The sequence below is a fragment of the Agrococcus phoenicis genome (genome assembly GCF_047302415.1).
In the GTDB taxonomy this organism is placed as follows: Bacteria; Actinomycetota; Actinomycetes; order Actinomycetales; family Microbacteriaceae; genus Agrococcus.
In genome coordinates this window covers 1,033,511-1,059,988 of the sequence record NZ_CP154854.1, presented here as the reverse complement: position 1 = coordinate 1,059,988, position 26,478 = coordinate 1,033,511, and the positions used below count along the sequence as shown (strand labels likewise).

Annotated in this window: 29 protein-coding genes; 10 read left to right on the top strand and 19 right to left on the bottom strand. The window is 71.9% G+C overall.

Features of this window, described 5'->3' with window-relative positions; all coding sequences use genetic code 11:
- Positions 1 to 53 precede the first annotated feature (53 nt).
- Positions 54 to 1,298, bottom strand: a complete 1,245-nt coding sequence (gene dinB / locus AA0Z99_RS05105; RefSeq protein ID WP_413320070.1) for a DNA polymerase IV — start codon at positions 1,296 to 1,298, stop codon at positions 54 to 56.
- 158 nt (positions 1,299 to 1,456) lie between these two features.
- Here dinB and AA0Z99_RS05100 point away from each other — a divergent pair, with 158 nt between their 5' ends.
- Entirely contained in the window at positions 1,457 to 2,239 is a 783-nt protein-coding gene (locus AA0Z99_RS05100) for an SGNH/GDSL hydrolase family protein (RefSeq protein ID WP_413320778.1), read from the top strand.
- Here the strand turns inward: AA0Z99_RS05100 and AA0Z99_RS05095 are convergent.
- Positions 2,236 to 3,513 carry a D-alanyl-D-alanine carboxypeptidase family protein gene (locus tag AA0Z99_RS05095; protein WP_413320068.1) on the bottom strand — a complete coding sequence of 426 codons (1,278 nt, stop codon included), beginning with the start codon at positions 3,511 to 3,513 and terminating at the stop codon, positions 2,236 to 2,238. The genes AA0Z99_RS05100 and AA0Z99_RS05095 overlap by 4 nt on opposite strands.
- Complete coding sequence (locus tag AA0Z99_RS05090) at positions 3,510 to 4,331, bottom strand: TrmH family RNA methyltransferase (RefSeq protein WP_413320066.1); 822 nt, start codon at positions 4,329 to 4,331, stop codon at positions 3,510 to 3,512. The genes AA0Z99_RS05095 and AA0Z99_RS05090 overlap by 4 nt, the downstream gene beginning before the upstream one ends.
- Before the next feature lie 69 nt (positions 4,332 to 4,400).
- On the opposite strand from AA0Z99_RS05090, the gene AA0Z99_RS05085 reads away from it, so the two are divergent.
- Positions 4,401 to 5,213: a Sir2 family NAD-dependent protein deacetylase gene (locus AA0Z99_RS05085; protein ID WP_413320064.1), complete on the top strand. Its 813-nt coding sequence runs from the start codon at positions 4,401 to 4,403 to the stop codon at positions 5,211 to 5,213.
- A 26-nt stretch (positions 5,214 to 5,239) separates the two neighbouring features.
- Here the strand turns inward: AA0Z99_RS05085 and AA0Z99_RS05080 are convergent, their stop codons facing one another.
- Both AA0Z99_RS05080 and AA0Z99_RS05075 read right to left on the bottom strand, forming a co-directional pair.
- Complete coding sequence (locus AA0Z99_RS05080; RefSeq protein WP_413320063.1) at positions 5,240 to 6,310, bottom strand: glycosyltransferase family 4 protein; 1,071 nt, start codon at positions 6,308 to 6,310, stop codon at positions 5,240 to 5,242.
- Positions 6,311 to 6,312: 2 nt separating this feature from the next.
- Positions 6,313 to 7,320, bottom strand: coding sequence for an alpha/beta fold hydrolase (locus AA0Z99_RS05075; protein ID WP_413320060.1), 1,008 nt, complete (start codon positions 7,318 to 7,320; stop codon positions 6,313 to 6,315).
- Positions 7,321 to 7,368: 48 nt separating this feature from the next.
- Between AA0Z99_RS05075 and AA0Z99_RS05070 the strand changes: the two genes are divergently transcribed.
- Positions 7,369 to 8,121, top strand: a complete 753-nt coding sequence (locus AA0Z99_RS05070) for an exonuclease domain-containing protein (RefSeq protein ID WP_413320058.1) — start codon at positions 7,369 to 7,371, stop codon at positions 8,119 to 8,121.
- A gap of 349 nt (positions 8,122 to 8,470) precedes the next feature.
- Here the strand turns inward: AA0Z99_RS05070 and AA0Z99_RS05065 are convergent, their stop codons facing one another.
- The 3 genes from AA0Z99_RS05065 to glgA form a co-directional block, all read right to left on the bottom strand.
- Entirely contained in the window at positions 8,471 to 8,719 is a 249-nt protein-coding gene (locus AA0Z99_RS05065; RefSeq protein WP_072313512.1) for a type B 50S ribosomal protein L31, read from the bottom strand.
- A 71-nt stretch (positions 8,720 to 8,790) separates the two neighbouring features.
- Positions 8,791 to 9,576, bottom strand: a complete 786-nt coding sequence (locus AA0Z99_RS05060) for an ABC transporter ATP-binding protein (protein WP_413320056.1) — start codon at positions 9,574 to 9,576, stop codon at positions 8,791 to 8,793.
- A 27-nt stretch (positions 9,577 to 9,603) separates the two neighbouring features.
- The gene (gene glgA / locus AA0Z99_RS05055; RefSeq protein WP_413320054.1) at positions 9,604 to 10,806 is read right to left on the bottom strand and encodes a glycogen synthase; all 1,203 of its coding nucleotides are present in this window, start codon (positions 10,804 to 10,806) and stop codon (positions 9,604 to 9,606) included.
- Positions 10,807 to 10,881: 75 nt separating this feature from the next.
- Between glgA and glgC the strand changes: the two genes are divergently transcribed.
- Both glgC and serB read left to right on the top strand, forming a co-directional pair.
- Positions 10,882 to 12,126 (top strand): glucose-1-phosphate adenylyltransferase, encoded by a 1,245-nt coding sequence (gene glgC, locus AA0Z99_RS05050; RefSeq protein ID WP_413320052.1) that lies wholly within the window; start codon positions 10,882 to 10,884, stop codon positions 12,124 to 12,126.
- Positions 12,123 to 12,782 carry a phosphoserine phosphatase SerB gene (gene serB / locus AA0Z99_RS05045; protein WP_413320050.1) on the top strand — a complete coding sequence of 220 codons (660 nt, stop codon included), beginning with the start codon at positions 12,123 to 12,125 and terminating at the stop codon, positions 12,780 to 12,782. Before glgC ends, serB begins: the two co-directional genes overlap by 4 nt.
- A 5-nt stretch (positions 12,783 to 12,787) precedes the next feature.
- Here the strand turns inward: serB and AA0Z99_RS05040 are convergent, their stop codons facing one another.
- Both AA0Z99_RS05040 and fabG read right to left on the bottom strand, forming a co-directional pair.
- Complete coding sequence (locus AA0Z99_RS05040; RefSeq protein WP_413320048.1) at positions 12,788 to 13,180, bottom strand: SRPBCC family protein; 393 nt, start codon at positions 13,178 to 13,180, stop codon at positions 12,788 to 12,790.
- A 29-nt stretch (positions 13,181 to 13,209) separates the two neighbouring features.
- Positions 13,210 to 13,917, bottom strand: a complete 708-nt coding sequence (gene fabG / locus AA0Z99_RS05035; protein ID WP_413320046.1) for a 3-oxoacyl-ACP reductase FabG — start codon at positions 13,915 to 13,917, stop codon at positions 13,210 to 13,212.
- 41 nt (positions 13,918 to 13,958) lie between these two features.
- Here fabG and AA0Z99_RS05030 point away from each other — a divergent pair, with 41 nt between their 5' ends.
- The 3 genes from AA0Z99_RS05030 to AA0Z99_RS05020 are packed head-to-tail and all read left to right on the top strand — an operon-like array spanning position 13,959 to position 15,438.
- Positions 13,959 to 14,390: a DUF3099 domain-containing protein gene (locus AA0Z99_RS05030; RefSeq protein WP_413320044.1), complete on the top strand. Its 432-nt coding sequence runs from the start codon at positions 13,959 to 13,961 to the stop codon at positions 14,388 to 14,390.
- Positions 14,387 to 14,626 carry a hypothetical protein gene (locus AA0Z99_RS05025; protein ID WP_413320042.1) on the top strand — a complete coding sequence of 80 codons (240 nt, stop codon included), beginning with the start codon at positions 14,387 to 14,389 and terminating at the stop codon, positions 14,624 to 14,626. The genes AA0Z99_RS05030 and AA0Z99_RS05025 overlap by 4 nt, the downstream gene beginning before the upstream one ends.
- Entirely contained in the window at positions 14,626 to 15,438 is an 813-nt protein-coding gene (locus tag AA0Z99_RS05020) for an SURF1 family protein (protein WP_413320040.1), read from the top strand. The genes AA0Z99_RS05025 and AA0Z99_RS05020 overlap by 1 nt, the downstream gene beginning before the upstream one ends.
- Positions 15,439 to 15,462: 24 nt before the next feature.
- Here the strand turns inward: AA0Z99_RS05020 and AA0Z99_RS05015 are convergent, their stop codons facing one another.
- From AA0Z99_RS05015 to AA0Z99_RS05005, 3 genes are all read right to left on the bottom strand, one after another.
- The gene (locus AA0Z99_RS05015; RefSeq protein WP_413320038.1) at positions 15,463 to 16,122 is read right to left on the bottom strand and encodes a trimeric intracellular cation channel family protein; all 660 of its coding nucleotides are present in this window, start codon (positions 16,120 to 16,122) and stop codon (positions 15,463 to 15,465) included.
- Between the two features lie 51 nt (positions 16,123 to 16,173).
- Positions 16,174 to 17,784: an ABC-F family ATP-binding cassette domain-containing protein gene (locus tag AA0Z99_RS05010; protein WP_413320036.1), complete on the bottom strand. Its 1,611-nt coding sequence runs from the start codon at positions 17,782 to 17,784 to the stop codon at positions 16,174 to 16,176.
- An 89-nt stretch (positions 17,785 to 17,873) separates the two neighbouring features.
- A complete protein-coding gene (locus AA0Z99_RS05005) occupies positions 17,874 to 18,632 on the bottom strand; it encodes an isocitrate lyase/PEP mutase family protein (protein WP_413320034.1) in 759 nt (252 codons plus the stop codon).
- Between the two features lie 75 nt (positions 18,633 to 18,707).
- On the opposite strand from AA0Z99_RS05005, the gene AA0Z99_RS05000 reads away from it, so the two are divergent.
- Both AA0Z99_RS05000 and AA0Z99_RS04995 read left to right on the top strand, forming a co-directional pair.
- Positions 18,708 to 19,328 carry a biotin transporter BioY gene (locus tag AA0Z99_RS05000; RefSeq protein ID WP_413320032.1) on the top strand — a complete coding sequence of 207 codons (621 nt, stop codon included), beginning with the start codon at positions 18,708 to 18,710 and terminating at the stop codon, positions 19,326 to 19,328.
- A gap of 87 nt (positions 19,329 to 19,415) precedes the next feature.
- Positions 19,416 to 21,191, top strand: coding sequence for a DEAD/DEAH box helicase (locus AA0Z99_RS04995; RefSeq protein ID WP_413320030.1), 1,776 nt, complete (start codon positions 19,416 to 19,418; stop codon positions 21,189 to 21,191).
- A 21-nt stretch (positions 21,192 to 21,212) separates the two neighbouring features.
- Here AA0Z99_RS04995 and pnuC read toward each other — a convergent pair whose 3' ends face one another.
- The 6 genes from pnuC to sufB all read right to left on the bottom strand — a co-directional run bounded on the left by pnuC (position 21,213) and on the right by sufB (position 26,310).
- Positions 21,213 to 21,917 (bottom strand): nicotinamide riboside transporter PnuC, encoded by a 705-nt coding sequence (gene pnuC, locus AA0Z99_RS04990; RefSeq protein ID WP_413320028.1) that lies wholly within the window; start codon positions 21,915 to 21,917, stop codon positions 21,213 to 21,215.
- A gap of 274 nt (positions 21,918 to 22,191) precedes the next feature.
- A complete protein-coding gene (locus tag AA0Z99_RS04985; RefSeq protein WP_413320026.1) occupies positions 22,192 to 22,524 on the bottom strand; it encodes a metal-sulfur cluster assembly factor in 333 nt (110 codons plus the stop codon).
- Complete coding sequence (sufC, locus tag AA0Z99_RS04980) at positions 22,524 to 23,282, bottom strand: Fe-S cluster assembly ATPase SufC (protein ID WP_413320024.1); 759 nt, start codon at positions 23,280 to 23,282, stop codon at positions 22,524 to 22,526. The genes AA0Z99_RS04985 and sufC overlap by 1 nt, the downstream gene beginning before the upstream one ends.
- Positions 23,283 to 23,330: 48 nt before the next feature.
- Entirely contained in the window at positions 23,331 to 23,660 is a 330-nt protein-coding gene (locus AA0Z99_RS04975; protein WP_413320022.1) for a non-heme iron oxygenase ferredoxin subunit, read from the bottom strand.
- Positions 23,657 to 24,892 (bottom strand): Fe-S cluster assembly protein SufD, encoded by a 1,236-nt coding sequence (sufD, locus tag AA0Z99_RS04970; protein ID WP_413320020.1) that lies wholly within the window; start codon positions 24,890 to 24,892, stop codon positions 23,657 to 23,659. The genes AA0Z99_RS04975 and sufD overlap by 4 nt, the downstream gene beginning before the upstream one ends.
- On the bottom strand, positions 24,892 to 26,310 hold the full coding sequence (sufB, locus tag AA0Z99_RS04965; RefSeq protein WP_413320018.1) for a Fe-S cluster assembly protein SufB: 1,419 nt from the start codon (positions 26,308 to 26,310) through the stop codon (positions 24,892 to 24,894). The genes sufD and sufB overlap by 1 nt, the downstream gene beginning before the upstream one ends.
- Positions 26,311 to 26,478: the final 168 nt, after the last annotated feature.

Genomic DNA, 26,478 nt, shown 5'->3' with positions numbered 1-26,478 from the left:
TCCTGCCTGCCTGATCCCTGTCCGCCGCCTCGCCGCGGTGGAGCGGCGGGGCGTCAGTCGCCGCCGGACGGCCCGGCGTCGTCGCGCTTGCGCTCGCGGCGGAGCATGCTCGCGGGCATGACGGTCGCCGCCCCGAAGCGGTCGTGCACCGCGTCCATCGCCCGCTCGGCGCTCCCCCACGTCTCGCTGTCGTCCCACAGGAGCCCGTGGTCGGCGGCATCCTGCACCGCGCTGGCCCGCACTCCCAGGAGTCGCACGGGCGGCATCTCCCCCAGCTGCTCGAGCAGCGACCAGGCCGTCTCGACGATCACGCGCGTGACGTCGGTGGCCTCTGCCAGCGTGCGCGAGCGCGTGATGGTCCTGAAGTCGTGGAAGCGCACCGTGAGGGTGATCGTGCGAGCCTGCACGCCCGCGTCGCGCAGGCGACGGCCGACGCCCGTCGCGAGCCGCAGGATCTCGCCCTGCTGCTCGGAGCGGTCGGTGATGTCGCGGGAGAACGTGTGGTTGTGCCCGAAGGACTTCTCGTGCTCGCGCTCCTCGACCGCGCGCGGGTCCCGCCCCCAGGCGAGCGCCGCGAGGTGCCTGCCGGTCGCCTCGCCGAACCACGCGCTCAGCCGCTCCTCGGAGGTGTGCGCGACATCGGCGATGGTGTGGAGGCCGTAGCGGGCGAGCCGCTCCTGCTGCTTCGGCCCCACCCCCCACAGCGCCGACACGGGCTGCGGGTGCAGGAAGCCGATCACGCCGTCGGCCGGCACCACGAGCAGGCCGTCGGGCTTCGCGCGCGAGGATGCCAGCTTCGCGACGTACTTCGTGCTCGCGGCGCCGACCGAGGCGACCAGCCCGGTCTCGCGGCGGATGCGCGCGCGGAGCGCCGCGCCGATGCGGTTCGCACCGCCCGAGATGCGGCGGAGCCCGCCGATGCCCACGAAGGCCTCGTCGATCCCGAGCCGCTCGACCTCCGGCGAGGTGTCGTCGAGGATCGCCATGACCTGCTTCGAGAGCCGCGAGTAGAGCGAGAAGTCGGGCTCGAGGATCACGGCGCTCGGGCAGAGCCGCAGCGCGCGCGCCATGGGCATGGCCGAGTGCACGCCGTACTTGCGGGCCTCGTAGGTCGCGGCGGTGACGACGGAACGGCTCGAGTCGTGCCCGATCACGACCGGCCGCCCGACGAGATCCGGCCGTGCGAGCAGCGATGCGGATGCGAAGAAGGCATCGAGGTCGACGTGCAGGATCGTCGCGGTCGAGTCGTCGACCTCCGGGCCGGAGACCAGCCGGTTCGACCCGTCCTGCTTGCTCACGGATCCATCGTCCCATGTGGCTCCCACACGCCACCGCAGGGCAGGATGGGGGCATGCAGGACCATCCCGACCCTCAGCACGCAGCAGCGCCCGCCGGCGCAGCGCCCGCCCCGGCAGAGCCCGCCCTCGGAGCGCCGATCGCGCAGGCCCACCCGGGCATGGAGCACCCGTTCACGCGCTACGTCGCGCTCGGCGACAGCTTCACGGAGGGCGTCGGCGACGAGGAGCCGGACCTGCCCAACGGCGTGCGCGGCTGGGCCGACCGGGTGGCGGAGGAGCTCGCCCGCACGCGCCCCGACTTCGAGTACGCCAACCTCGCGATCCGCGGGCGGCTGCTGGCGCAGATCGAGGCGGAGCAGCTCGACACCGCCATCGCGCTGGCTCCCGACCTCGTGACGATCTCGGCGGGCGGCAACGACCTGATCCGACCGGGCGGCGACCCCGATGCCCTCGCCGCCCGGCTCGACGCGATCGTCGGGAGGCTGCGCGCGAGCGGTGCGCAGGTCGTCCTGTTCAACGGCCCCGACATCGCGATGACGCCGGTGCTCCGCTCGATCCGAGGCAAGGTCGGCATCTACAACGCGAACCTGTTCGGCGTGGCGGCGAAGCACGGCGCGGTCATGGCCGACATGTGGTCGGCGAGGCACCTCCAGCAGCCGCAGATGTGGGCGCCCGATCGGCTGCACTTCTCGCCCTACGGGCACCACGCGATCGCGATCCTCGTGCTCGACGCGCTCGGGGTGCAGCACCAGCTGACCCCGATGGAGCCCGAACCGCTGCCGCCGCGCACCCGGCAGCAGGTGCGCATGGAGGATCTGCACTGGGCCCGCGAGCACCTCGCGCCGTGGGTGGTGCGTCGGCTCCGGCGGCAGTCCTCCGGCGACGCGATCTCTCCGAAGCGACCGGCGCCGGCCCCTGTGGCGCCGCCCTCGGCGCCCTAGTCCAGGTACCAGCCGAGCACGTCGGTCGGATGCGCGAAGCGCCATCCGAGGTCGGGCCCGGCGAGCATCCCCTCGGTGCGCACGGGGACCTGCGTCACGTCGCCGGCGGCGTCGGTGACGCGCACGGCCGCCACCTCGCCGCGCGCCCCGCCGACCTCGATCGTGCCGTCGCCCTGCAGCTCGAGCGAGGCGGCAGGCAGGTGCGGCCCGAACGCGTCGGTCGTCAGCGGCGCCTCGGTGGATGCGTGGGCGACCGCGCCCCAGGGAGCGCGGTACTCGATCGCGCGCGTGCCGGCCGGCAGCAGCTCCGTCGTGCCGAAGTCGTCCCACAGGCTGTCGACGAGCGCGAGCGTGGCGGCGCTCAGGTCGTCCTGCGCCTCCACGCCCAGCACGACCGCGACGATCCGTCGAGGCTCGCCCTCGATGGCGCGCTCGGCCGTGACGAGCAGGTTGCGGCCCGAGGCGAACAGCGTGCCGGTCTTGCCGCCGTCGATGAACCCCTGCCCGAGGATCGGGTTCGTGGTGGCAGCGCTGCCGCCGGGCACGTCGACGCGAGCCATGCCGATCGTCTCGAGCACGACGGGATGGGCGACGGCGAGGAGGCCCAGCTCGACCACATCGGCGGCGCTCGCGCGGCTCTCGCGCTCGAGCCCTGCGGGATCGGCCACGACCACGGTCTCCAGGCCGTTGCGCTGCGCCCAGTCGTCCGCCGCGGAGACGAAGCCCTCGATGGAGCCGAAGGCCCAGTGCGCGAGCGACCAGCTGGCGTTGCCGGCCGAGTCCACGAGCGACCACTCGAGCAGATCGCGCTGGGAGACCACCATGCCGTCGAAGACCGGCACCGTGGGCGCGGCCTCGGCGACCGCTGCGCCGAGCGCGTTGATGTCGGCGCGGCCCAGCGTGATCTCCGCACCGCGGTCGTCGCCGCTCAGCGGGTGCGCCTCGAGCACGACGAGCGCCGTGACGAGCTTCGTGAGGCTCGCCATCGGCACGGCCCCGGACTCCCCCCAGGCCTGCGCCGAGTCGTCGACGCCCACGGCCGCGAAGCCCGCTGCGCGCGCGGTCCCCTCCGGCCAGGTCGCCGAGACCGGCTCGCCAGAGGGCTCGGGCAGCGGCAGCGTCGTGGCCCCGACGCGCGGTGCGGGCGCGAAGGCGATGGCGGTCGCGGCCACGACGGCCACGACGAGCACCAGCACGACGAGCCATCGGATCAGGACGATGAGCGGGTGCGTGCGGCGACGGCGCTGCGAGGCGGCCGTGACGGCGGTCGTCATCCCTCGCCCCGCAGCGCCCACATCGCGACGGCGGCGGATGCCGCGACGTTGAGCGAGTCGACCCCGTGGTGCATCGGGATCCGCACCACCCGGTCGGCGGAGGCGAGCGCGCGGCGACCGAGGCCCGGACCCTCGGAGCCGAAGAGCAGGGCGACGCGCTCGGCGGGCGCCCTGGCGTAGTCGGCGAGGTCGACCGCGTCGTCGCGCAGCGCCATCGCGACCGTCTCGAAGCCCGCCTCGCGGAACACCGGTGCTGCGGCCTCGATCGAGTCGATGCGGGTCCACGGCACCTGCAGCACCGTGCCCATGGAGACCCGCACGCTGCGGCGGTAGAGCGGGTCGGCGCACGTGGTCGTCACGAGCACGGCATCGGCGCCGATGGCGGCGACGGAGCGGAACGCGGCGCCGACGTTCGTGTGGTCGACCAGTCCGTCGAGCACCACGACGCGACGCGCCTGCGCGAGCAGCGCCGATGCATCCGGCAGCACCGGCCGCTGCATCGCCGCCAGCGCGCCGCGATGGAGGTGGAAGCCGGTCAGCTGCTCGAGCACCGGCTCCTCCCCGACGAAGACCGGGAGCGCGTCGTCAGCGGGGAGCGTCTGGGAGAGGATCGCCTCCACCTGCGGCAGCCACCGCGGCGCGACGAGCACCGACCGCGGGCGGTGGCCGGCGCGCAGCGCGCGCTCGAGCACGGTCTGCGACTCGGCGATGTAGAGCCCGCGCTCGGGCTCGGTGCGGCGCCGCAGCGCGACGTCGGTGAGCCCCACGTAGTCCTCGAGCCGAGGGTCGTCGAGGGTGTCGATCCTGATGATCCGCATGCGCTGCTCCCCCGCCACCGGCCGCCCCGGCATCGGTGTCGAGGCTACCGGCGCACTAGGCTCGCACCTGTGCTCGACACAGCGATCGATCTGCTCAGGGGGCGCCGCATCGCGGTGCTGACGGGCGCCGGCATCTCGACCGACTCCGGCATCCCCGACTACCGCGGTGAGGGTGCGCCGCGACGCACCCCGATGGTGTTCGAGGCGTTCCGCACCAGTGAGGATGCTCGCCGGCGCTACTGGGCGGGGAGCCACCTCGGCTGGCGCCGCTTCACCTCGGTGCACCCCAACGACGGCCACCGAGCGCTCGCCCGGCTCGAGCAGGCGGGGCTCATCACCGGCATCGCGACGCAGAACGTCGACGACCTGCACGAGCGCTCCGGCTCGCGCGAGGTCGTGCACGTGCACGGGCGCATGCACACGGTCTCCTGCCTCGACTGCGGCCGCACCTACGACCGCGAGCGCATCGCCGAGGACATCGAGCGGCGGAACCCCTGGATCGTGGTGCCGGAGCAGGTGCGACTGCAGCCAGACGGCGACGTCGAGATCGACGCGGCGCAGCGCTTCGAGGTGCCGGCGTGCCCGGTGTGCGGGGGCATGCTGAAGCCCGATGTGGTCTTCTTCGGGGAGCTCGTGCCGCCGAAGGTGTTCGCCGCCGCGCGCGACGTGATCGCCGCCGGCGAGGTGGTGCTCGTCGCCGGGTCGTCGCTGGTGGTGAACTCCGGCACGCGGCTGCTCGAGGTGGCGCGCCGCGAGGGCGTGCCCATCGTGATCGTCAACCGCGGCGCGACGAAGTGGGACGCGCGATCGGCCGCGCGCGTCGAGGGCGGCACGAGCGAGACGCTGACGGCGATCGCCGACGCGCTGATCGCGCCCTTCTGAGCGGCGGGGCTCGACGGCCCCTCGACCTAGCGGCGCGGCGCTGCCGCCGCGACCTGCGCGAGGAACGCGCCGAGGCGCTCGGCGGAGTCGCGCCAGCTGAAGCGCGCGGCCTGCTGCCTCGAGGCGCGCGACCTGGCTGCCCACTCCCCCTCCAGGGTGCGCACGGCGCGCGCCAGCGCATCCGCATCGCCCGCCTCGAACAGCATCGCCGCAGCACCGCCCACCTCGCGGAAGATCGCGGTGTCGGCCACCACGACCGGCACGCCCAGCGCCATGGCCTCGAGCAGCGGGATGCCGAAGCCCTCCTCGCGGGAGGCGTGCACGAGCGCGGTCGCGCCGCGCAGGAGCGCTGCGTACTCCGCGTCGCTGACGCCGTCGTGGAAGACGACGGATGCGCCGCCCGCGAGCCGCGTCAGCCGGTCGCGGGTCGCTGCGTCGACGCGGCTGCACAGGTGCAGCTCGTGCTCGGGCAGCAGCGCGGCGGCGCGCACGAGGGTCTCGACATCCTTGTAGGGCATGAACGAGCCCATGTAGACGAGCCGCTTGGTCGGCGGGTGCTCGTGGTCGACCGGGGCGCCGAAGGCCTCGGCGGCGTTGGGCACGATCGCGACAGGGCGCCGGGTGAGGCGATGCTGCGCGATGAGCGCGCGGGTGGTCTCGCTGATGGTGACGACGCCGTCGACGGCGTTCAGCAGCAGCCGCTGGGGCCCGAACGATCGGTGGTAGAGCCGCCACAGCGCTCGTACCGGCGCCGGGAGGTCGCGCGGCGGTGTCGGGTGGCGGTAGTAGATGAGGTCGTGCACGGTGGTCACGAGCGGCCAGGCGCGGCCGGTGGAGCCGATGGTCTGCATCGGCGAGTAGGCGACGTCCGCGGGCACGTGCCGCAGGCGCCACGACGTCAGCGGCTCGAGCGGGCCGGTCGGCGAGGGGCCGAGCACGTGCGGCAGGGGCGGCAGCATCCCCAGCTGCCGCTCGTCGCTCACGAGCATCGTCACGTCGTGGTCGCGCGCGAGGCCGGCGACGAGCGCGGCCGAGAAGCGCGAGATGCCGTCGTGTCGCGGGAACCGCACGTAGCGGCAGTCGAAGAGGATGCGCACGGCTAGCGCTCGCCTGCGCGCGGCCCGGAGGGGCGGTCGGGCTCGGCGACGAAGCGACGGATGACGGCCGCCGCCTCCCGCGGCTGCTCGTAGTGCACGAGGTGGCCGACGCCCGTGAGCACCGACAGGCGCGCGTCGGGGAACAGCGAGCGCAGGCGGTGCTGGTGCGCGAGCGGGGTGATGTCGTCGCGGTCGGCGGCGATGAGCTGCACGGGCTGCGCGATGCGCGGGGCCACTTCGCCCACGGTGTGGCGGATGGAGGCCTCGAATGCCTCGAGCACCGCCCGGCGAGAGGCGTAGCGGGAGAAGTAGCGGTCGTGCTGGTCGTGGATCCAGCGCTGCAGCTCGGCGTCCCTCGTCTTCGCCATGAAGGCGCTCATGCCGCGCACGATCGGCGGGGCGCCGAGCACCGCGAGGCCGGCGGCCTCCGGCAGGGCGGCGGCAGCGCGGTAGTAGCCGAGCGCCAGGAGGGAGCCGAGGCGGTTGGCTCCGGCGAGGGCTGGCGTGGCGATCGGGTTGACGAGCACGATGCGCGCGCGGACGATCCCTGCTGCGTCGCCGGGGTTCGACGCGTCGTCGTCGCCCGCGGCTGCGTGGGCGACGACGATCGAGCCGAACGAGTGGCCGAGCACCGTCGGCTGCTGCGCGCCGTCCGCGGTCACCGAGCGCAGGAGCGCGCGCAGCCATGCCGCGTAGGCGCCGATGGTCGCGTGCGCCAGCGCGTCGGATGCTCCGAAGCCGGGGAGGTCGGGCACGACGACGCGGAAGCCGGGCAGGTGCGCCGCGATCGGTTCGAGGCCGTGGTGGTCGCCGCGGAACCCGTGCACGAGCACGATGGTCTGACCGTCCGCGGGACCGTACTCGAAGACGGCGGTGCGCACGCCGTCGACGTCGAGCTCGCGCTCCCGCTGCGGCAGCGCCTCGAGCAGCGCGCGGTAGGGCGACGCGATGGGCCCGCGTGCGCCCGCGCGCCGACGCCGGCGCGCTCCGCCCCCATGATCCTCAGCCACCCGCCGAGCCTACCCGCGGCCGTGGGCGGCCACGGCTAGCGTGGCGGCATGGCCGAGACGCAGACGCATCGCCCGCTCCACCGCCCCATCCTGGCGGTGAGCGCCGATGCCCCCGATCGCTGGATCGACCGGCTGGTGGTGTTCGACCTGGAGACGACCGGCGTCGACCCGAGCGAGGCCCGCATCGTCACCGCCTACGTGGGCGTGCTGGACGCCTCGGGCGCGGTCGTCGAGGAGCGCAGCTGGATCATCGACCCGGGCATCGAGATCCCCGAGGGCTCGATCGCGATCCACGGCATCACGAACGAGCGAGCCAGGGCAGAGGGCGCCGACGCCCGCGGCTCGGTCTGCGAGATCCGCGACGTGCTCGCCGGCTACCTCGCGCAGGGGCTGGCGGTCTGCGCCTTCAACGCCGCCTACGACATCTCGCTGCTCGACGCGGAGTGCCGACGCCACGGCCACGAGCCGCTGCATGCGCGGCCGGTCATCGACCCGATGGTGCTCGACCGTCGGCTCGACCGCTTCCGCAAGGGGAAGCGCACCCTGCAGGTCGCGACGGAGGTCTACGGCGTCGAGCTGCTCGACGCCCACGACGCGAGCGCCGACGCGATCGCCGCGGGCCGCGTCGCGCAGGCGATGGCGGCGAGGTTCCCCGAGCTGCGCATCGACCCGATCTCCCTCCACGACATGACCGCCGCCTGGGCAGACGAGCAGGCCGCCGACTTCGAGGCGTTCCGCCGCCGCACCGACCCCGACTTCAGCGCCGGTCGTGGCTGGCCGCTGCGCGCGGTGGAGCTCTGAGCAGAGACCCTTTCGGGTCTCTGCCGCGACCCCAGCGCCGTGGCCCGTCTCGGGACACGGGTGGAGCTCTGAGCAGAGACCCTTTCGGGTCTCTGCCGCGACCCCAGCGCCGTGGCCCGTCTCGGGACACGGGTGGAGCTCTGAGCAGAGACCCTTTCGGGTCTCTGCCGCGACCCCAGCGCCGTGGCCCGTCTCGGGCCACGGGTGGAGCTCTGAGCAGAGACCCTTTCGGGTCTCTGCCGCGACCCCAGCGCCGTGGCCCGTCTCGGGCCGCGGGTGGAGCTCTGGGCAGATCGCACGACGAAGGGCGCCCAGCCGAAGCCGGGCGCCCTTCGCGGAAGCAGCGGGATCAGCCGCCGAAGCCCTTGTAGCGGTTCTTGAACTTCTCGACGCGGCCGGCCGAGTCCATGATGCGCTGCTTGCCCGTGTAGAACGGGTGCGAGGCGCTCGAGATCTCGACGTCGAGCACCGGGTAGGTCTCACCGTCGAGCTCGATCGTCTTGTCGCTCTTCAGCGTCGAGCGCGTGAGGAAGGTCTCGCCCGAGGCGAGGTCACGGAACACGATCGTCTGGTAGTCGGGGTGGGTCTCGGTCTTCATCGTCATCCTTGGATTCGCTCGGGCGCGGAAGTCTTCGGCCAACGTGCGGGCCGACAGACGATTGTATCAGGTCAGCGCTTCGCGCGGGCGCTCCAGCGGCCCGCTTCGTGGCGCACCTGCAGCGGCAGGCCGAAGGTGTCGCTCAGGTGCTGGTCGGTGAGCACCTCGGCCAGCGGGCCGGCCGCGGTGATGCGCCCGTCGGCGAGCAGCATCGCGTGCGTGAAGCCCGGCGGGATCTCCTCGACGTGGTGCGTCACCATGACGATCGCGGGTGCCAGCTCGCTCGAGGCGTAGTCGGCGAGCGACTCGAGGAGCGACTCGCGCGCACCCAGGTCGAGGCTGCCCGCGGGCTCGTCGAGCAGCATCAGCTCGGGGTCGGTCATGACGGCGCGCGCGATCTGCACGCGCTTCCGCTCGCCGTCGGAGAGCGTGCCGAAGGTGCGGGTCGACAGGGCAGAGAGGTCCCAGGCGTCCATCACCTCTGCCGCCCGCTCGAGGTCGAACGACTCGTAGCGCTCGCGCCAGCGGCCCGTGACGGCGTAGGCGGCGGTCAGCACCACGTCCCCGACGCGCTCCTGGGCCGGGATGCGCCTCGCGAGGTTGGTCGCCGCGAGCCCGATCCGGGTGCGCAGCTCGAAGACGTCGACCGTGCCGACGCGCTCCCCCAGCACCTCGACCGTGCCGGAGCTCGGGTGCGTGCTCGCCGCGGCGAGCTGCAGGATCGTCGACTTGCCGGCGCCGTTCGGCCCCAGGATCACCCAGCGGTCAGCCTCGTCCACCGTCCAGGAGACCGAGTCGAGGATGCGGGTGCCGTTCCTGATGAAGGAGACGTCGGTGAGCTCGAGGACGCTGGCCATGGGTGCGAGCCTACCGAGCGCGCGGGGTCAGCGTGCCGCGCCGCGCTCGGCGATGACCGTGGCGTACAGCTCGTGCGTCTGCTCGGCGATCCGGCCCCAGTCGAAGTGTGTGCGCGCGCGCTCGCGGCCGGCCTCGCCCATCCGTCGCGCCGCCTCGGGGTCGGCGACCATGCGCGTGAGCGCGTCGGCGAGGTCGGCCTCGTAGCGCGCAGGATCGGTCGGGGCGCCCGTGCCGTCCTGCACCTGGTCGATCGGGACGACGAAGCCGGTGACCCCGTCGTCGATGACCTCGGGGATGCCGCCGGTGCCGCTGCCGACGACGGGGGCGCCGCACGCCATCGCCTCGAGGTTCACGATGCCGAGCGGCTCGTAGACGCTCGGGCAGACGAAGGCCGTCGCGTGGGTGAGCAGCGCGCAGAGGTCCTCGCGCGGCAGCACCTCGTCGATCCAGACCACGCCCTCGCGGGTCTCCTGCAGCTCGGCGACGAGCGCCTTGACCTCAGCCATGATCTCCGGCGTGTCCGGTGCGCCGGCGCACAGGATGAGCTGCACGTCCTCCGGCAGAGCGCGGGCGGCGCGCAGGAGGTGCGGCAGGCCCTTCTGGCGCGTGATGCGACCGACGAAGACCACCGACGGGTGCGCGGGATCCAGCCCCAGCTCGCGCGCGCGGTCGGCGTCGGGGTTCGGCGCCCAGGACTCCAGGTCGATGCCGTTGTAGATCGTGACGACCCGCTCGGGATCGAGGGAGGGGTAGGAGCGCAGGATGTCGGCGCGCATCCCGTTCGAGACGGCGATGACGCGATCGGCAGCCTCGTACGCCCGCCGCTCGATGTCGCTGGAGATGCGGTAGCCCCCCGCGAGCTGCTCGGCCTTCCAGGGCCGCAGCGGCTCCAGGGAGTGCGCGGTGACGACGTGGGGCACGCCGTGCAGCTCCTGCGCGAGCCTGCCGGCCTCGTTGGCGTACCAGGTGTGCGAGTGGACGACGTCGGTCCCGGCGACCGCGTCCGCGATCTGCAGGTCGACCGCGATCGTCTGCAGCGCGCCGTTCGCCGACCGCAGGGCATCCGGCACGTCGTACGCGGTCGTGTCCTCCGCGTCGCGCGGCTCCCCGAAGCACCGCACCTGCACCTCGATCGAGCGCCGCAGCGCCTTCACGAGCTCGGTGACGTGGACGCCAGCGCCTCCGTAGACGGCGGGCGGGTACTCCTTGGTGACCAGATCGACGCGCATGGCATCACAGTACGCGAGCCGCCCCGACACGGTCGCGGGATCTGCGGCGGACGATCAGCCCCGCCCCCTAGGGTGATGGCCATGGACAAGAAGGTCTTCGGCATCGTGCTCGCTGGCGGCGAGGGGAAGCGGCTGATGCCGCTCACCGCGGACCGCGCCAAGCCGGCGGTGCCCTTCGGCGGCTCGTACCGGCTGATCGACTTCGCGATCTCGAACCTCATCAACTCGGGGCTGCGGCAGATCGTGGTGCTGACGCAGTACAAGTCGCACTCGCTCGACCGTCACGTCTCGCAGGTGTGGCGCATGTCGAACATGCTGAACTCCTACGTCGCCTCGGTGCCGGCGCAGCAGCGCACCGGCAAGCGCTGGTTCCAGGGCTCGGCCGACGCCATCTTCCAGTCGCTCAACCTGCTCGTCGACGAGAAGCCCGACATCGTCGCCGTGGTCGGCGCCGACCACGTCTACCGGATGGACTTCCGCGACATGATCGAGGCGCACATCGCCTCCGGGGCGCGGGCGACCGTCGCGGGCATCCGACAGCCGCTCGAGCTCGCCAACCAGTTCGGCGTCATCGAGGAGGACGACGAGAAGCCGGGCTTCATCCGCGCCTTCCACGAGAAGCCGGCCGACGCATCCGACCTCGTCGTCGGGCCGGGCGAGGTGCTCGCCTCGATGGGCAACTACGTCTTCGACGCCGACGCGCTCGTCGAGGCGGTGACCGCCGACAACGAGCTCGAGGACTCGGGCAACGACATGGGCGGCGACATCATCCCGTGGTTCGTCGAGCGCGGCGAGGCCGCGATGTACGACCTGAAGAACAACACCGTGCCCGGTGCGACGGAGCGCGACAAGTACTACTGGCGCGACGTCGGCACGATCGAGTCGTTCTTCGACGCGCACATGGACCTCATCTCGGCACTGCCGATCTTCAACCTCTACAACCGCGAGTGGCCCATCTACACGCAGATCGTGAACGCGCCGCCGGCGAAGTTCACCCGGGATGCGTGGGGTCGTGCCGCCGACGTGAACGAGGCGATCGTCGGCTCCGGCTCGGTCGTGCAGGGCGCGTCGATCGTGCGCAGCGTCGTCGCGCCGTGGTGCGTCGTGGACGCCGGAGCGACCGTCTCCGACGCGATCCTGTTCGACCACGTGCACGTGGGCGCCGGCGCGGTCGTGCGCCGCGCCATCATCGACAAGGACGTCGAGCTCGGCCCCGGCGTGCACGTCGGCGTCGACCACGACCTCGATCGCGCCCGCGGCCTCTCGGTCTCCGCCTCCGGCATCGTCACGGTGCCGAAGGGCACGAAGATCACGCTGTGACGGCCGCATCGCTGCTGGTCGTCACCGACGTCGACTCGACGCTCATCCGCGACGAGGTCATCGAGGTGCTCGCGCGCGCGGTCGGGCCCGACGCTGAGCGGCACGTCGCCGAGGTCACCGAGCGCGCGATGCGCGGCGAGCTCGACTTCGCCGCGTCGCTCGCGGCGCGACTGCTGATCCTGGAGGGGCTCCCGGTCTCGGTCATCGACGAGGCCCGCGCGCAGATCACCGTCACCGATGGCGTGCCGGAGCTCATCAGCGAGGTCCACGAGCGCGGCGGGGTGATCGCCGCTGTCTCCGGCGGCTTCCACGAGGTGCTGGACCCGCTGGCGGCCTCACTCGGCATCGATCACGCGCGCGCCAACCGGCTGGAGGTGGCGGAGGGGCGCCTGACGGGCCGCTCGAGCGGGCCCGTCATCGATGGCGCGGCGAAGCGCGACACGCTCGAGGCCCTGCGGTTGAACCTCGGTGTGCCGCGCGAGCACGTGATGGCGATCGGCGATGGCGCGAACGACCTGCTGATGATGGGAGCAGCCGGCATCTCGGTGGCGTTCTGCGCGAAGCAGCTCGTGCGCGAGCGGGCGAGCCACGTCGTCGACGTGCCCGACTTCCGCGAGATCCTGCCGCTGCTGCCCGGCGCCGCGCTGCGCTGGTAGCCCCGCTAGTCCTCCAGCAGCGCCCTGAGCCGCTGGAGATCCGCGGCCACTGCCCGCGCATCCGCCTCGAAGTCCGCTTCGCTCACGCCCTCGAGGCGTCGCAGCGTGAAGACGACCTCGGAGCCCTGCGGGTGCGCGAGCACGCGCAGCGGGTTGTGCACGACCGCGCCTCCGGGCAGGGTCACGTCGTGGTCCAGCACGCCGAGGTCGTTGGGCGGCGCGAAGCGCACCCGCACCTCCCCCATCGGCGAGTCGACGACGAGCTCGTCGCCCTCGCGCCGCAGCCCGCCGACGGCGAGGCCCGCTGCCCACTCGGGCAGGTGCGCATCGCTGCCCGCGAACGCCCAGACGTCCGCGGCATCGCGTTGGATGACGACGCTGAGGTGGCGCGACTCCACGGTGGTCTCCGAGCGCTCCGGTGGAGCCGTCAGTGGCCCATGCCGAGGCCGCCGTCGACCGGGATGACGGCGCCGGAGATGTAGGCGGCCTCGTCGCTCGCGATCCAGCGCACGACGTCCGCGACCTCCGCGGGCGAGGCGTAGCGGCCGGCAGGGATCGCCTTCCGGTACTCGGCCTGCGTGGCCTCGTCGAGCTCGGCGGTCATGTCCGTCTCGATGAAGCCGGGCGCGACGACGTTCGCGGTGATGCCGCGCGCTCCCAGCTCGCGCGTGATGGAGCGGGCGATGCCGACGAGGCCGGCCTTCGACGCGGAGTAGTTCACCTGGCCGGGCCCGCCGTAGAGGCCGACGACGCTGGAGATGAGCACGACGCGACCCCACTTGGCGCGCAGCATGCCCTTGGACGCGCGCTGCGCGACGCGGAAGGCGCCGGTGAGGTTCGTGTCCACCACCTCCGAGAAGTCCTGCTCGCTCATGCGCATCAGCAGCGTGTCGCGCGTGATCCCGGCGTTGGCCACCACGACCTCGACCGGGCCGAGCTCCGCCTCGACTGCGGTGAACGCGGCGTCGATGGAGGCGCTGTCGGTCACATCGGCGGCGACCGCCAGCGCGCCCTCGGGGCCGGAACCGTCGCGGGAGGTGATCGCGACCCTGTGGCCGGCGTCGAGGAAGGACTGGGCGATCGCGCGGCCGATGCCGCGGTTGCCGCCGGTGACGAGCACGGTGCGAGAGGTCATGGCTGCAAGCCTACGGCGCGATCCATCGCTGGGGCACAGCGATGGCGTGGGCGCCCGGGCGTAGGATCGTGAGAGCCATGCGAGAGCACAGAACCCGGAACGACAGAGCTCGGAAGCGCGGCTCTCGAGAGAGTGCCGGTTCGCTCACCGACCTCCCCGAGTCGCCTGACGAGGAGCGTCAGCGGCGATTCCGCCTGTACTTCGTGCTGATGCTCGTGCGGATCGCCTGCCTCGGCATCTTCTTCATCGTGCCCGACTGGTGGAAGCTGATCCCCGCGTTCTTCGCGGTCTTCATCCCCTACTTCGCCGTCGTCATCGGCAGCGTGCCCGGCCAACAGCGGCCAGAGGGCATCGAGGCGCCCAACGCGCTGCCGCCGGGGTCCGCTCGATCGCCGGAAGCGCCGGGCGCGAGCGCGCCTGGGACGGCTGCGCCCGGACCCTCGGCCCCCACCCAGCCAGGGACCTGGCCGTGAGCCTGCTCTCGATGCTCGGCGGAGGCCAGGCGACGGCGCCGTGCTCGTCCGCGGGGTGCGCGGCCGATGCGGCGCACGCCATCCACTGGCGCAACCCGCGCATCCACGCGGTCGACAGGGTGAAGACGTGGGCAGCGTGCGATGCGCACCGCGAGTCGCTCGCCGCGTGGCTCGCGTCCCGCGGGTTCCCGACCACGGTCACCGCCTTCGGCGAGACGGTCGAGCGGGTCGGCTGATGCTGCGCCTGCTCCGCGAGCCTCGGTGGCTCGGCTCCATCGCCCTTGCCGTCGTGTTCGCCGTCGTCTGCTGCCTGCTCGGCATGTGGCAGTGGGATCGTCGCGAGACGGCGCTGACGGCGATCGATCGGCTCGAGGCGAACTACGACCGCGAGGCGGCGCCGCTCGAGCAGGTGCTGCCAGAGCCCGGCGCGTTCGACCCCGATCAGCAGTGGACGCCGGTCGAGCTCGAGGGCGAGTACCTCGTGGATGCGCAGCTGCTGCTGCGTGGCCGCTGGCGAGGCAGCGATGTGGGCTTCAACGTCGTCGTGCCCTTCCGCACCGCCGACGGCTCCGTCTTCGTCATCGACCGAGGCTGGATCCTCCAGGCCTCCGGGGCCGAGCGGCCGGTCACGGATCCCGACACGCCCGTCGGCCCCACCACCGTCGTCGCCCGACTGCGGCCCAATGAGGGCCAGATCGCCGGACGGGGCGCGCCCGAGGGCCAGATCGCGTCCGTCGACCTCCCGTCCATCGCCGACTCGCTCCGCGAGGCGGGCGTCGGCGGCGAGACCTACACCGGCGCCTACGGCCTGCTGGTGAGCGAGGGCGGTGGCGCACCCGCAGATGTCGCCGTCGCCGCGCGGCCGGTGCTCGACGAGGGCCCGCACCTGTCGTACACGCTGCAGTGGTTCGTGTTCGCGCTCGGAGGCTTCGCAGCGGTCGGCTGGGGCATGCGCGAGGAGCTGCGCTCGGCCTCCCCCGTCCAGCGCCCGCAGCGCGTGCGTCGCACCGACGCCGACGTGGAGGACGACATCCTCGACCTGCGCTGAGCCGCACCGGCTGCGCGGCCCGCCTCAGTCGCGGACGATCCTGATCGCCTCGGTCCTCACCGCAGGCACGCGCCAGCGCAGCAGCTCGCTCGCGATGCGCAGCGCGCACACGAGTGCCGCGATGCCGACCAGCACGAGCCAGTGCCCGACGCCGAGCGCGATCACGGCCGCGGTGGCGCTCGAGCCGACGAGCGCCGGCAGCAGGTAGAGCCGGGATTCTCGTCGGAAGACCGCGGGGATCTCGTTCGCGAGCACATCGCGCAGCACGCCGCCGCCGATGCCCGTGAGCATGCCGACGAAGGCAGCGCCGACGGGGCCGACATCGTGCTCCATCGCCTTGCTCGCGCCCTCGACGACGAAGACCCCGAGCCCGATGGCGTCGAAGACGAGCACGGGCTTGTCGAGCCGCTCCATCCAGCGATGCAGGAGGAAGACGAGCAGGGCACCGCCGAGCGCCGCGGCGAGCATCCACCAGTGCGTCAGCGCCGCGACGGGCGTGGCGCCGATCAGCAGGTCGCGCGTCATGCCGCCACCGGTCGCCGTCACCACCGCGAGCCCCGCCATGCCGACGATGTCCATGCGCTTCTGCGTCGCGAGCAGCGCGCCGGAGATCGCGAAGGCGACGATGCCGATGGCGGTGATGCCCTGCCACACGACCTGCACCCAGCCCGTCACCGCATCCATCGGCAGCCCCTCCCTCGACCGTGATCGTCGGCGCAGCGCGCCAGGGGCAGGCTAGGCCAGCCCGATGAGGTCGAGGTACTCCGGGCTCCAGAGATCCTCGGTGCCATCGGGCATGATCAGCACGCGCTCGGGGTCGAGCGCCTCGACGGCGCCCTCGTCGTGGCTGACGAGGATGACGGCGCCCTCGTAGGCGCCGAGCGCCCCGAGGATCTCCTCGCGGCTCGCGGGATCGAGGTTGTTCGTCGGCTCGTCGAGCAGCAGCAGGTTGGCGCTCGAGACGACCAGCATCGCGAGCGAGAGCCTCGTCTTCTCACCGCCGGAGAGCACGCGCGCGGGCTTGTCGGCGTCGTCCCCCGTGAACAGGAACGAGCCGAGCACCCGGCGGGCTTCGGTGGAGGTGATGTCCGGCGAGGCGGTCAGCATGTTCTGCAGCACGCTGCGCTCGACGTCGAGCGTCTCGTGCTCCTGCGCGTAGTAGCCGACGCGCAGCCCGTGGCCACGCTCGATCTCACCGGTGTCGCTCTCGGAGACCCCGGCGAGGATCCGCAGCAGCGTCGTCTTGCCGGCGCCGTTCAGCCCGAGGATCACGACGCGCGATCCGCGGTCGACCGCGAGGTCGACGGCCGTGAAGATCTCGAGCGATCCGTAGGACTTCGAGAGGTCGCGCGCCATGATCGGCGTCTTGCCGACCGGCGCGGGCTTCGGGAAGCGCAGCTTGGCCACGCGATCCACCGCGCGCTCGTCCTCGAGCCCCGCGCGCATCCGCTCCGCGCGCTTCGCCATCTGCTTCGAGGCGACGGCCTTCGTGGCCTTCGCCCCCATCTTCGCCGCCTGCATCTCGAGCTGGCTCGCCTGCTTCTCGACGTTGGCGCGCTCGCGCTTGCGGCGCTCGGCGTCGGCCTCTCGCTGACGCAGGTAGAGCTTCCACGACATGTTGTAGATGTCGATGACCTGGCGGTTCGCGTCGAGGTAGAACACGCGGTTCACGGTCTCCTCGACGAGCTGCACGTCGTGGCTGATGACCAGCAGCCCGCCCTGGTAGCCCTTCAGGAACTCGCGCAGCCACACGACCGAGTCGGCGTCGAGGTGGTTCGTCGGCTCGTCGAGCAGCATCGTGTCGGCGCCGGAGAACAGGATGCGGGCCAGCTCGATGCGACGGCGCTGGCCGCCGGAGAGGGTCTCGAGCGGCTGATCGAGGATGCGGTCGGGCAGCTGCAGGTTGGAGGCGATGGCAGCGCCCTCCGCCTCGGCGGCGTATCCGCCGAGCGCCAGGAAGCGATCCTCGAGGCGGCCGTAGCGACGCATGGCGTCGTCGGCGACGGAGCCGCCCTCGCCCATCTGCTCGCTCGCGATGCGCATGCCCTCGACGATCTCCCCGAGCCCGCGGGCGTCGAGGATCCGCCGACGGGCCGTCTGCTTCGGGTCGCCGGAGCGGGGATCCTGCGGCAGGTAGCCGATCTCGCCGCTCCGATCGATGGTGCCGGCGAAGGTGTGGCCGTCGCGGTCGTCGCTGATGCCGGCGAGGACCTTCGTCATGGTGGTCTTGCCTGCGCCGTTGCGCCCGACGAGTCCGATCTTGTCGCCCGCGGAGATGCGGAAGGAGACATCGCTCATCAGCGTGCGAGGACCGACGGAGAGGTCGAAGCCGGACACAGCGATCATGCGCGCGGGAGCCTCTCGTGACGGGGATGGGGGTGCGGCGCGCGTTGAGCGAGCCAGCCGTCCAGCCTATCAGCGGAGCGCGCCGAGGGTCACCGCCATCGTCGTACGAGCTCGCCGATGGTGTCCGTCAGTGCCGCCTGCAGCAGCGGGCCGAAGGTCACCCGGCGCGCCCCGCTCGCCCGGATGGCGGTGAGATCGCCCACGACAGAGCCCGTGATCGGATGCGCGGTGACGTTCACCGGCAGCGACACGCGCTCGAGGATCGCAGCGAGCGCAGCCGGGCTCGGGGGGACCACCGGGTAGAGCGCGCGCGCCCCGGCCTGCTCGCACAGCTCCATGCGGGTGATCGCCTGCTCGAGCGGATCGGCACCGCCCAGCAGCTGCGGGCGCGCGAACGCGTCGGTGCGCGCGTTGATGACCACGTCGATGCCGGCGGCGTCCGCCGCGGCACGCATGCCTGCGATGTAGTCGGCGTGCTCCTGCGGCTCACGCATGCGACCCTCGGCGTGCACGGTGTCCTCGATGTTCAGGCCGACGGCGCCGGTTGCCAGCAGCCGCTCGATGAGCTCGGCCGCGGGCGTGCCGTAGCCAGACTCGAGGTCTGCCGAGACAGGCACGTCGACGGCCGCAGTGATCCGCGCGATGCCCTCGAGCGCGTCCTCCAGCGTCATGCCCTCGTTGTCGTCCTGCCCGCGCGACTCCGCCAGGGGGTGGCTGCCGACGCTGATCGCGCCGAAGCCGGCATCGACCACGGCGCGCGCCGACCACGCATCCCACACCGTCGGGAGCACGGCGAGATCGTCGTGCATGCGCAGCAGCGCGGTTGCCTTCGTCGAGAGATCGCTCATGCCGCCAGGCTATGCGCGGCCGCGGATCCGGGCCAGATGCCGCTCGATTCCATCGCGCGGTCATAGGCTGTGGCCATGACTGCTGCTGCCGTGCCCCTCACCCGCCGCACTGTCCTCGCCGACGCCCTCGTCGGACAGCGGACCCTCGCGAAGGATCTCCTGCTCGTCGTCACGGGCATCACCGTCGTCGCGGCGCTCGCGCAGGTCGAGATCCCCATGTGGCCCGTGCCGATCACCGGCCAGACGCTCGGCGTCATGCTCGTCTCGGCGGCGCTCGGGTTCCGCCGCGGCGTCGCCGCGATGGTCAGCTACCTCGCGCTGGGCCTCGCCGGTGCCCCCGTGTTCGCGGGCCTGACGGGCTCGATCGCCGCCATCGGCAAGCCGAGCTTCGGCTTCATCATCGGCTTCATCGCCACCGCGGCGGTCGTCGGCTGGCTCGCGGAGCGCCGCTGGGATCGCCGTCCGGTGCTCGCGATCGCGCTCTTCGGGCTCGCGAGCCTCATCCCCTTCGCCTTCGGCGTGCCCTACATGGCCGCGGTGCTCGCGGCGCTCGGTACGCCCGTCGACCTCGCGGGCGCCCTGAGCCTCGGCTTCCTGCCGTTCATCGTCGGCGGGCTCGTGAAGTGGGCCATCGCGGCCGCCGCACTGCCCGCCGCGTGGGCGGGCGTCCGAGCGCTCGACCGCTCCGCAGGCTGAGCCGGGCGACACTCGCAGCCGCTCCCCCGTGCCGCCTGCCGACGCGTCCGTCGACGGACCGCGCTCGCACCGCGTAGCGTTGCGTGCATGACTGACGAGCAGCACACCGACGCCGCCCCCACCGAGGGCGAGCGCACCGCCTTCGCGAGCCTCGGGCTCCCCCCGGGCATCCTGAAGGCGCTCGACGACGTCGGCTACGAGACACCGTCGGCGATCCAGGCCGAGACCATCCCCGTGCTGCTCTCCGGTCGCGACCTCATCGGCCTCGCGCAGACCGGCACCGGCAAGACCGCGGCGTTCGCCCTGCCGGTGCTCGCGGCGGTCGACGTGCAGCAGCGCAGCCCGCAGGCGCTCGTGCTGACGCCCACCCGTGAGCTCGCGGTGCAGGTGTGCGAGGCGTTCGAGCGCTACGCCGCGCACCTCGGCGGCGTGCACGTGCTGCCGATCTACGGCGGCCAGGGCTACGGCGTGCAGCTGTCGGCCCTGCGCCGCGGCGTGCACGTCGTCGTCGGCACGCCGGGCCGCATCATGGACCACCTCGCCAAGGGCACGCTCGACCTCTCCGGGCTCACCCACGTCGTGCTCGACGAGGCCGACGAGATGCTGCGCATGGGCTTCGCCGAGGACGTCGACCAGATCCTCGAGGCGACGCCCGCCGAGAAGCAGGTCGCGCTCTTCTCGGCGACCATGCCGCGCCAGATCCGCGCCATCTCGCAGCGACACCTGCGCGAGCCCGTCGAGGTGACGGTGCGCGGCGGCGCCTCGACCTCCCCCAACATCACCCAGCGGGCGCTGATGGTCTCCTACCAGCAGAAGCTCGAGGCGCTCACGCGCGTGCTCGAGGTCGAGCCCTTCGAGGCGGCGATCGTCTTCACCCGCACGCGCAACGAGACCGACACCGTGGCCGAGCGCCTGCGCGCCCGCGGCTACTCCGCCGCCGCGATCTCCGGCGACGTCGCGCAGCCGCAGCGGGAGAAGACCATCGAGCAGCTGCGCTCCGGCGACCTCGACGTGCTGGTCGCGACCGATGTCGCGGCGCGCGGACTCGATGTCGAGCGCATCAGCCACGTCATCAACTACGACCTGCCGATCGACACCGAGTCGTACGTGCACCGCATCGGCCGCACCGGCCGGGCCGGCCGCTCGGGCGATGCCATCAGCTTCGTGACGGCGCGCGAGCGGCGCATGCTGAGCGCGATCGAGAAGGCCACCCGCGGGACGGTCGCGGTCATGCCGATGCCGAGCGCCGGCGAGGTCAACTCGACCCGGCTCACGCGGTTCGACGACGCGATCACCGCGGCGCTCGCGCAGACGGACCGGATCGAGCGCTTCCGCGAGATCGTCGCCCACTACGTCGACCACCACGACGCGCCGCAGGAGGATGTCGCGGCTGCCCTCGCCGTCGTCGCCCAGGGCGACACTCCCCTGCTGCTGGACGAGCAAGCGGATCGCGCGCTGCAGGCCTCTCGTGCTGCGCGGCCCGAGCGCGCCGAGCGCGGTGACCGGCCCGCTCGAGGCGATGACGAGCGCGGCGAGCGCCGGCCGCGTCGCGGGCCCTCGGACGCGACCACCTACCGCCTGGCGGTCGGCAGCCGCCGGGGCGTCGAGCCGCGCCAGATCGTCGGAGCCCTCGCGAACGAGGGCGGGCTCGGGCGCGACGACTTCGGCAGGATCCAGATCAACTTCGACTTCACGCTGGTCGAGCTCCCCCAGCTCGATCGCTCGCAGCTCGACAAGCTCTCGAAGACCCGGATCCTCGGGGTGCCGATCGACATCCGGCCCGACACGGGCAGGCGCGAAGGCGGCCGCGGGGGCCGCGACGAGCGCCCGCAGCGCAAGCCGCGTCACGACCGGGACCGCTAGCGAGGGCTGCGGTCGAGGCGATCAGTCGTCGTCGACCGCAGCCACTCGCGGATCCGGCAGCAGCGTCTCGACGGCGGGCTTGCTGCGCGCACGCGACCAGACGATGAACCCGACGAGCGTGAAGGCGCCGTAGAACGCGTACATCGTCGCCGTCGCCCAGTAGCCGGCGCTCAGCAGCAGCGGCACGCCCACGACGTCCACAGCGATCCAGATGAGCCAGAACTCCGTCCAGCCCCGCGCCATGCCGTAGGTCGCGAGCAGCGAGCCGACGAAGGTCCAGGCATCGGCCCAGACCGGCTCGTACGAGCCCAGGGCGCGGAACAGCGGCGTGATCGCCACGGTGCCGACCACGAGCACCACGACCAGCGCCGCGCGCTGGCGCCATGTCGCCCAGCGCGGCACGATCTGGCCGTCCGAGCTGCGTGCCTGTCGCCAGCGCACCCAGCCGTAGATGGCGACGGCGATGAACATCACCTGGCGACCGGCCTGGCCGAGCAGCGCGGGCATCTCGTGCTCCGGGTCGAGCAGCGTGCCCAGGAACACGGTCAGCAGCAGCAGGTTGCCGACGATGCCGACCGGCCACGCCCAGGCACGGCGCAGCATGCCGCCGAGCGCGCTCGCGAGGCCGAAGGCGTTGCCGACCACCTCGCGCAGCAGCAGCTCCTGGCCGCCGCCGACCGGGATGGTCGCGGTGTAGAGGGCGGTGAGCCAATCCAGTGAGTCCATGGCTCTTCCTCCTCGTGAAGCCGGCCTCGCTCGCTCTCGCTCGCGACGGCGCTCGGCCGGACGGTCCTCAGGACCGTCCGCACGATCTGACCGAGGTCAGATCGTGAAGCCGGCCTCGCTCGCTCTCGCTCGCGACGGCGCTCGGCCGGACGGTCCTCAGGACCGTCCGCACGATCTGACCGAGGTCAGATCGTGAAGCCGGCCTCGCTCGCTCTCGCTCGCGACGGCGCTCGGCCGGACGGTCCTCAGGACCGTCCGCACGATCTGACCGAGGTCAGATCGTGAAGCCGAGCGCCCTCATCATCTCGCGGCCGTCCTCGGTGATGCGCTCGGGGCCCCACGGCGGCATCCACACCCAGTTGATCCGGAACTGCTCGACGTGGCCGTCGAGCTTCTCGGCGATCTCGGTCTCGATCACGTCGGTGAGCGGGCAGCCTGCCGAGGTGAGCGTCATCGAGATGACGAGCGCATCCTGCTCGTCGTCCCACGCGAGGTCGTAGATCAGCCCGAGGTCGACGATGTTGACGTCGAGCTCAGGGTCGACGACGTCCTTCAACGCTTCGGTGAGCGTGTCGAACTTCGCTGCGTCGACCTCGATGAGAGCCATCAGACACCTGCCTTCAGGTACCGATCGTAGCCCTCCTCCTCGAGGCGGTGGGCGAGCTCGGGCCCGCCCTGCTCCGCGACGCGGCCGTCCACGAACACGTGCACGTGGTCGGGCTCGATGTAGCGCAGGATGCGCGTGTAGTGCGTGATGAGCAGCACGCCGAGGCCGGTCTCGCCCTTCACCCGGTTCACGCCCTCCGACACGATCCGCAGCGCGTCGACGTCGAGGCCGGAGTCGGTCTCGTCGAGCACGGCGAAGCGGGGGCGGAGCAGCTCGAGCTGCAGGATCTCGTGGCGCTTCTTCTCGCCACCGGAGAAGCCCTCGTTGACGTTCCGCTCGCCGAACGAGGAGTCCATCCGCAGCTTCTCCATCGCGCCGCGCACGTCGCCGATCCACTCGCGCACGCGCGGGGCCTCGCCGGCGACGGCGGTCTTCGCGGTGCGGAGGAAGTTCGACACGGTCACGCCGGGGATCTCCACCGGGTACTGCATGGCGAGGAAGAGGCCGGCGCGCGCGCGCTCGTCCACGCTCATCTCCAGCACGTCCTCGCCGTCGAGCGTGATCGATCCGCCCTCGACGGTGTAGCGCGGGTGCCCGGCGATCGTGTAGGCCAGCGTCGACTTGCCGGAGCCGTTCGGGCCCATGACCGCGTGGATCTCGTCGGAGTTGATGGTGAGGTCGACACCCTTCAGGATGTCCTTCTTGCCCTGCTCGGTCTCGATCGAGACCTGCAGGTCCTTGATGTCCAGGACGCTCATCGCGCTTCCTTCCTTCGCGGCGCAGCCGCGACGCAGACAGGGTCTGCTCTAGCTCAGGGTCAGTGGGTTCTTGACGTCGACGAGCACGTCGTCGCCGTCGATGGTGACGGGGAAGACCGGCACGGGCTCGTACGCCGGGAGGTTCTGCGGGACGCCGGTCCGCAGCGAGAACTGCGAGCCGTGCGCCCAGCACTCGATGGCGTCGCCCTCGACGAAGCCCTCGGAGAGGGAGATCTCGCCGTGCGTGCAGGTGTCGCCGAGCGCGTGGATCGCACCGGCGGAGTCCTTCACGATGGCGATCGCGACGCCGTCGAGCTCGACCTTCACGGCAGCGCTCACCGCGACGTCCTGCACCCCGCACGCGCGCTGTGCGCTCATGCGCCAGCCTTCGACGCGGGCGCGAGGCCAGCGCCGCGGCGCAGCTCCTCCTCGATCGCCTCGGCGAGGCGCTCCTCGATCTCCGGCACGCCGATCTTCTGGACGATCTCCATCAGGAAGCCGATCACCACGAGCCGACGCGCCTCCTCCTCCTCGATGCCCCGCGACTGCAGGTAGAAGAGCTGCTCGTCGTCGAAGCGGCCGGTGGCAGAGGCGTGACCGGCACCGGCGATGTCGCCCGTCTTGATCTCGAGGTTCGGGATGCTGTCGGCGCGCGCGCCGTCGGTGAGCACGAGGTTCTGGTTCTTCTCGTAGCTGTCGGTGCCCGTCGCGTCGCCGCCGATCAGGACGTCGCCGATCCACACCGAGCGAGCTCCGGTGCCCTGCAGCGCGCCCTTGTACAGCACGTCGCCGCGCGTCTCGACGCCCTCGTGGTACATGAAGACCTGGCTCTCGATGTGCTGGCCGGCATCCGAGAAGGACAAGCCGAACATCTCGCCCTCGGCGCGGTGGCCGGCGAGTCGCATCGAGGGGTTCACGCGCACCACGCCGCCGCCGAAGGAGACGACCATGTGCTTCAGGTAGGCCCCGTCGCTGACGACCGCCTGGTGCGCGGAGGCGTGGACGGTGTCGTCCTCCCAGTCCTGCACCGAGATGAGCGTCAGGCGAGCGCCCTCGCGCACGATGACCTCGACGTTCTGCGCGTACTGCGCGGAACCGGAGTGGTGGAGCACGATCGTGCTGACCGAGCCGGGCATCGCCTCCACGACGATGTGCGCGTTCGCGTGCCGGTCGGCACCCGTGCCCTGCAGCCGGGCGATGACGGGCTCGGCGATCTCCTGGCCCTCCGGCACGCGGATGTGCAGCGCGTTCGCGCAGCGCTTCCACGCGATCGCGCTGACGACATCCTCCGGGCGGAAGATCTCGCCGCGCACGGCGGCATCGTGACCGGTGGACTCCACCAGCAGGCCGCGCTCGGCGATCGCGTCGACGTCGTAGGCGATGCCGCTGTCGTCACCGGCCTCGGTCTCCTCGTCGACGAACAGCGGCGCGAGGCGCTTCGTGTCCGAGAGCTTCCAGTTCACCTCACGGCCCGTGGGGGTCCCGAAGTCGGCCGGATCGAAGGAGGTCGGGCGCTCGGAGCGCGTCTGGATCGGCACGAAGCGCTCCGCGGCCTCCGCGGTCACCAGGTGGGCGGGCACCAGGTCGGGGGTGGTGTCAGTCGCGGTCATCAGCCGACGGATCCTTCCATGCTCATCTCGATGAGCTTGTTCAGCTCGAGGGCGTACTCCATGGGCAGCTCGCGAGCGATCGGCTCGATGAAGCCGCGCACGATCATCGCCATCGCCTCGGTCTCCTCGAGCCCGCGGGACATCAGGTAGAACAGCTGCTCCTCGCTGACCTTCGACACGGTCGCCTCGTGGCCGAGCACGACGTCGTCGACGCGGATGTCGATCGCAGGGTAGGTGTCGGAGCGAGAGATCGTGTCCACCAGTAGGGCGTCGCAGACGACGCTGTTCGCCGAGTGGTGCGCGTTCGCATCGACGCGCACCTCGCCGCGATAGCCCGCGCGACCGCCGCCGCGCGCGATCGACTTGGAGACGATCGACGAGGTGGTGTACGGCGCCATGTGGATCATCTTCGCGCCGGCGTCCTGGTGCTGCCCGGGGCCCGCGAAGGCCACGGAGAGCGTCTCGCCCTTGGCGCGCTCGCCGACCAGGTAGATCGACGGGTACTTCATCGTCACCTTCGAGCCGATGTTGCCGTCGATCCACTCCATGGTGGCGCCCTCTTCGGCGATCGCGCGCTTCGTGACCAGGTTGTAGACGTTGTTCGACCAGTTCTGGATCGTCGTGTAGCGGACGCGGGCGTCCTTCTTCACGATGATCTCCACGACCGCCGAGTGCAGCGAGTCCGAGGAGTAGATCGGGGCGGTGCAGCCCTCGATGTAGTGCACGTACGAGCCCTCGTCGGCGATGATGAGCGTGCGCTCGAACTGGCCCATGTTCTCGGTGTTGATCCGGAAGTAGGCCTGCAGCGGGATCTCGACGTGCACGCCCTTCGGCACGTAGACGAACGAGCCGCCCGACCAGACCGCGGTGTTGAGCGCCGCGAACTTGTTGTCGCCGGCCGGGATGACGGTGCCGAAGTACTCCTCGAAGAACTCCGGGTGCTCCTTCAGCGCCGTGTCGGTGTCCATGAAGATGACGCCCTGGGCCTCGAGGTCGGCCTGGATCGAGTGGAACACGACCTCCGACTCGTACTGCGCCGCGACGCCCGAGACGAGGCGCTTCTTCTCGGCCTCCGGGATGCCGAGGCGGTCGTACGTGTTGCGGATGTCCTCGGGGAGGTCCTCCCACGTCTGGGCCTGGCGCTCCGTGGAGCGCACGAAGTACTTGATGTTGTCGAAGTCGATGCCGGAGATGTCGGCACCCCACGTCGGCATCGGCTTGCGCTCGAACAGCTGCAGGCCCTTGAGCCGGCGCTCGAGCATCCAGTCGGACTCGCTCTTGAGCGCAGAGATCTCGCGGACCACCTGCTCGCTCAGTCCTCGCTTGGCGATGGCTCCGGCTTCGTCGGAGTCGTGCCACCCGAACTCGTACTGCCCCAGGCTCTCGAGCTCGGGCCGGTCGATCAGGACATCGGACATCAGCTCCCCCTCTCTACGCTTCACATCTACAACCCGGCGGTGCTCCACGGCATTCCGCGCGGCCCTCGAACCCTCGCGAACAGGCCATAATGGAAGGGCCTTCGCACATGCCTCGCCGCTGCTCGCGGCACGGGGGTTCGGAGCCGATGGGCTCCCCGTGATCCTATC

Bases quoted from the DNA above. Each gene is read 5' to 3' on its own strand.
- AA0Z99_RS05100 (WP_413320778.1), top strand. From the start codon at position 1,457: ATGGAGCACCCGTTCACGCGCTACGTCGCGCTCGGCGACAGCTTCACG.
- AA0Z99_RS05095 (WP_413320068.1), bottom strand. From the start codon at position 3,513: ATGACGACCGCCGTCACGGCCGCCTCGCAGCGCCGTCGCCGCACGCAC.
- AA0Z99_RS05090 (WP_413320066.1), bottom strand. From the start codon at position 4,331: ATGCGGATCATCAGGATCGACACCCTCGACGACCCTCGGCTCGAGGAC.
- AA0Z99_RS05070 (WP_413320058.1), top strand. From the start codon at position 7,369: ATGGCCGAGACGCAGACGCATCGCCCGCTCCACCGCCCCATCCTGGCG.
- AA0Z99_RS05065 (WP_072313512.1), bottom strand. From the start codon at position 8,719: ATGAAGACCGAGACCCACCCCGACTACCAGACGATCGTGTTCCGTGAC.
- AA0Z99_RS05060 (WP_413320056.1), bottom strand. From the start codon at position 9,576: ATGGCCAGCGTCCTCGAGCTCACCGACGTCTCCTTCATCAGGAACGGC.
- glgA (WP_413320054.1), bottom strand. From the start codon at position 10,806: ATGCGCGTCGATCTGGTCACCAAGGAGTACCCGCCCGCCGTCTACGGA.
- glgC (WP_413320052.1), top strand. From the start codon at position 10,882: ATGGCCATGGACAAGAAGGTCTTCGGCATCGTGCTCGCTGGCGGCGAG.
- fabG (WP_413320046.1), bottom strand. From the start codon at position 13,917: ATGACCTCTCGCACCGTGCTCGTCACCGGCGGCAACCGCGGCATCGGC.
- AA0Z99_RS05030 (WP_413320044.1), top strand. From the start codon at position 13,959: ATGGCGTGGGCGCCCGGGCGTAGGATCGTGAGAGCCATGCGAGAGCAC.
- AA0Z99_RS05020 (WP_413320040.1), top strand. From the start codon at position 14,626: ATGCTGCGCCTGCTCCGCGAGCCTCGGTGGCTCGGCTCCATCGCCCTT.
- AA0Z99_RS05015 (WP_413320038.1), bottom strand. From the start codon at position 16,122: ATGGATGCGGTGACGGGCTGGGTGCAGGTCGTGTGGCAGGGCATCACC.
- AA0Z99_RS05010 (WP_413320036.1), bottom strand. From the start codon at position 17,784: ATGATCGCTGTGTCCGGCTTCGACCTCTCCGTCGGTCCTCGCACGCTG.
- AA0Z99_RS05005 (WP_413320034.1), bottom strand. From the start codon at position 18,632: ATGAGCGATCTCTCGACGAAGGCAACCGCGCTGCTGCGCATGCACGAC.
- AA0Z99_RS05000 (WP_413320032.1), top strand. From the start codon at position 18,708: ATGACTGCTGCTGCCGTGCCCCTCACCCGCCGCACTGTCCTCGCCGAC.
- AA0Z99_RS04995 (WP_413320030.1), top strand. From the start codon at position 19,416: ATGACTGACGAGCAGCACACCGACGCCGCCCCCACCGAGGGCGAGCGC.
- pnuC (WP_413320028.1), bottom strand. From the start codon at position 21,917: ATGGACTCACTGGATTGGCTCACCGCCCTCTACACCGCGACCATCCCG.
- AA0Z99_RS04985 (WP_413320026.1), bottom strand. From the start codon at position 22,524: ATGGCTCTCATCGAGGTCGACGCAGCGAAGTTCGACACGCTCACCGAA.
- sufC (WP_413320024.1), bottom strand. From the start codon at position 23,282: ATGAGCGTCCTGGACATCAAGGACCTGCAGGTCTCGATCGAGACCGAG.
- AA0Z99_RS04975 (WP_413320022.1), bottom strand. From the start codon at position 23,660: ATGAGCGCACAGCGCGCGTGCGGGGTGCAGGACGTCGCGGTGAGCGCT.
- sufD (WP_413320020.1), bottom strand. From the start codon at position 24,892: ATGACCGCGACTGACACCACCCCCGACCTGGTGCCCGCCCACCTGGTG.
- sufB (WP_413320018.1), bottom strand. From the start codon at position 26,310: ATGTCCGATGTCCTGATCGACCGGCCCGAGCTCGAGAGCCTGGGGCAG.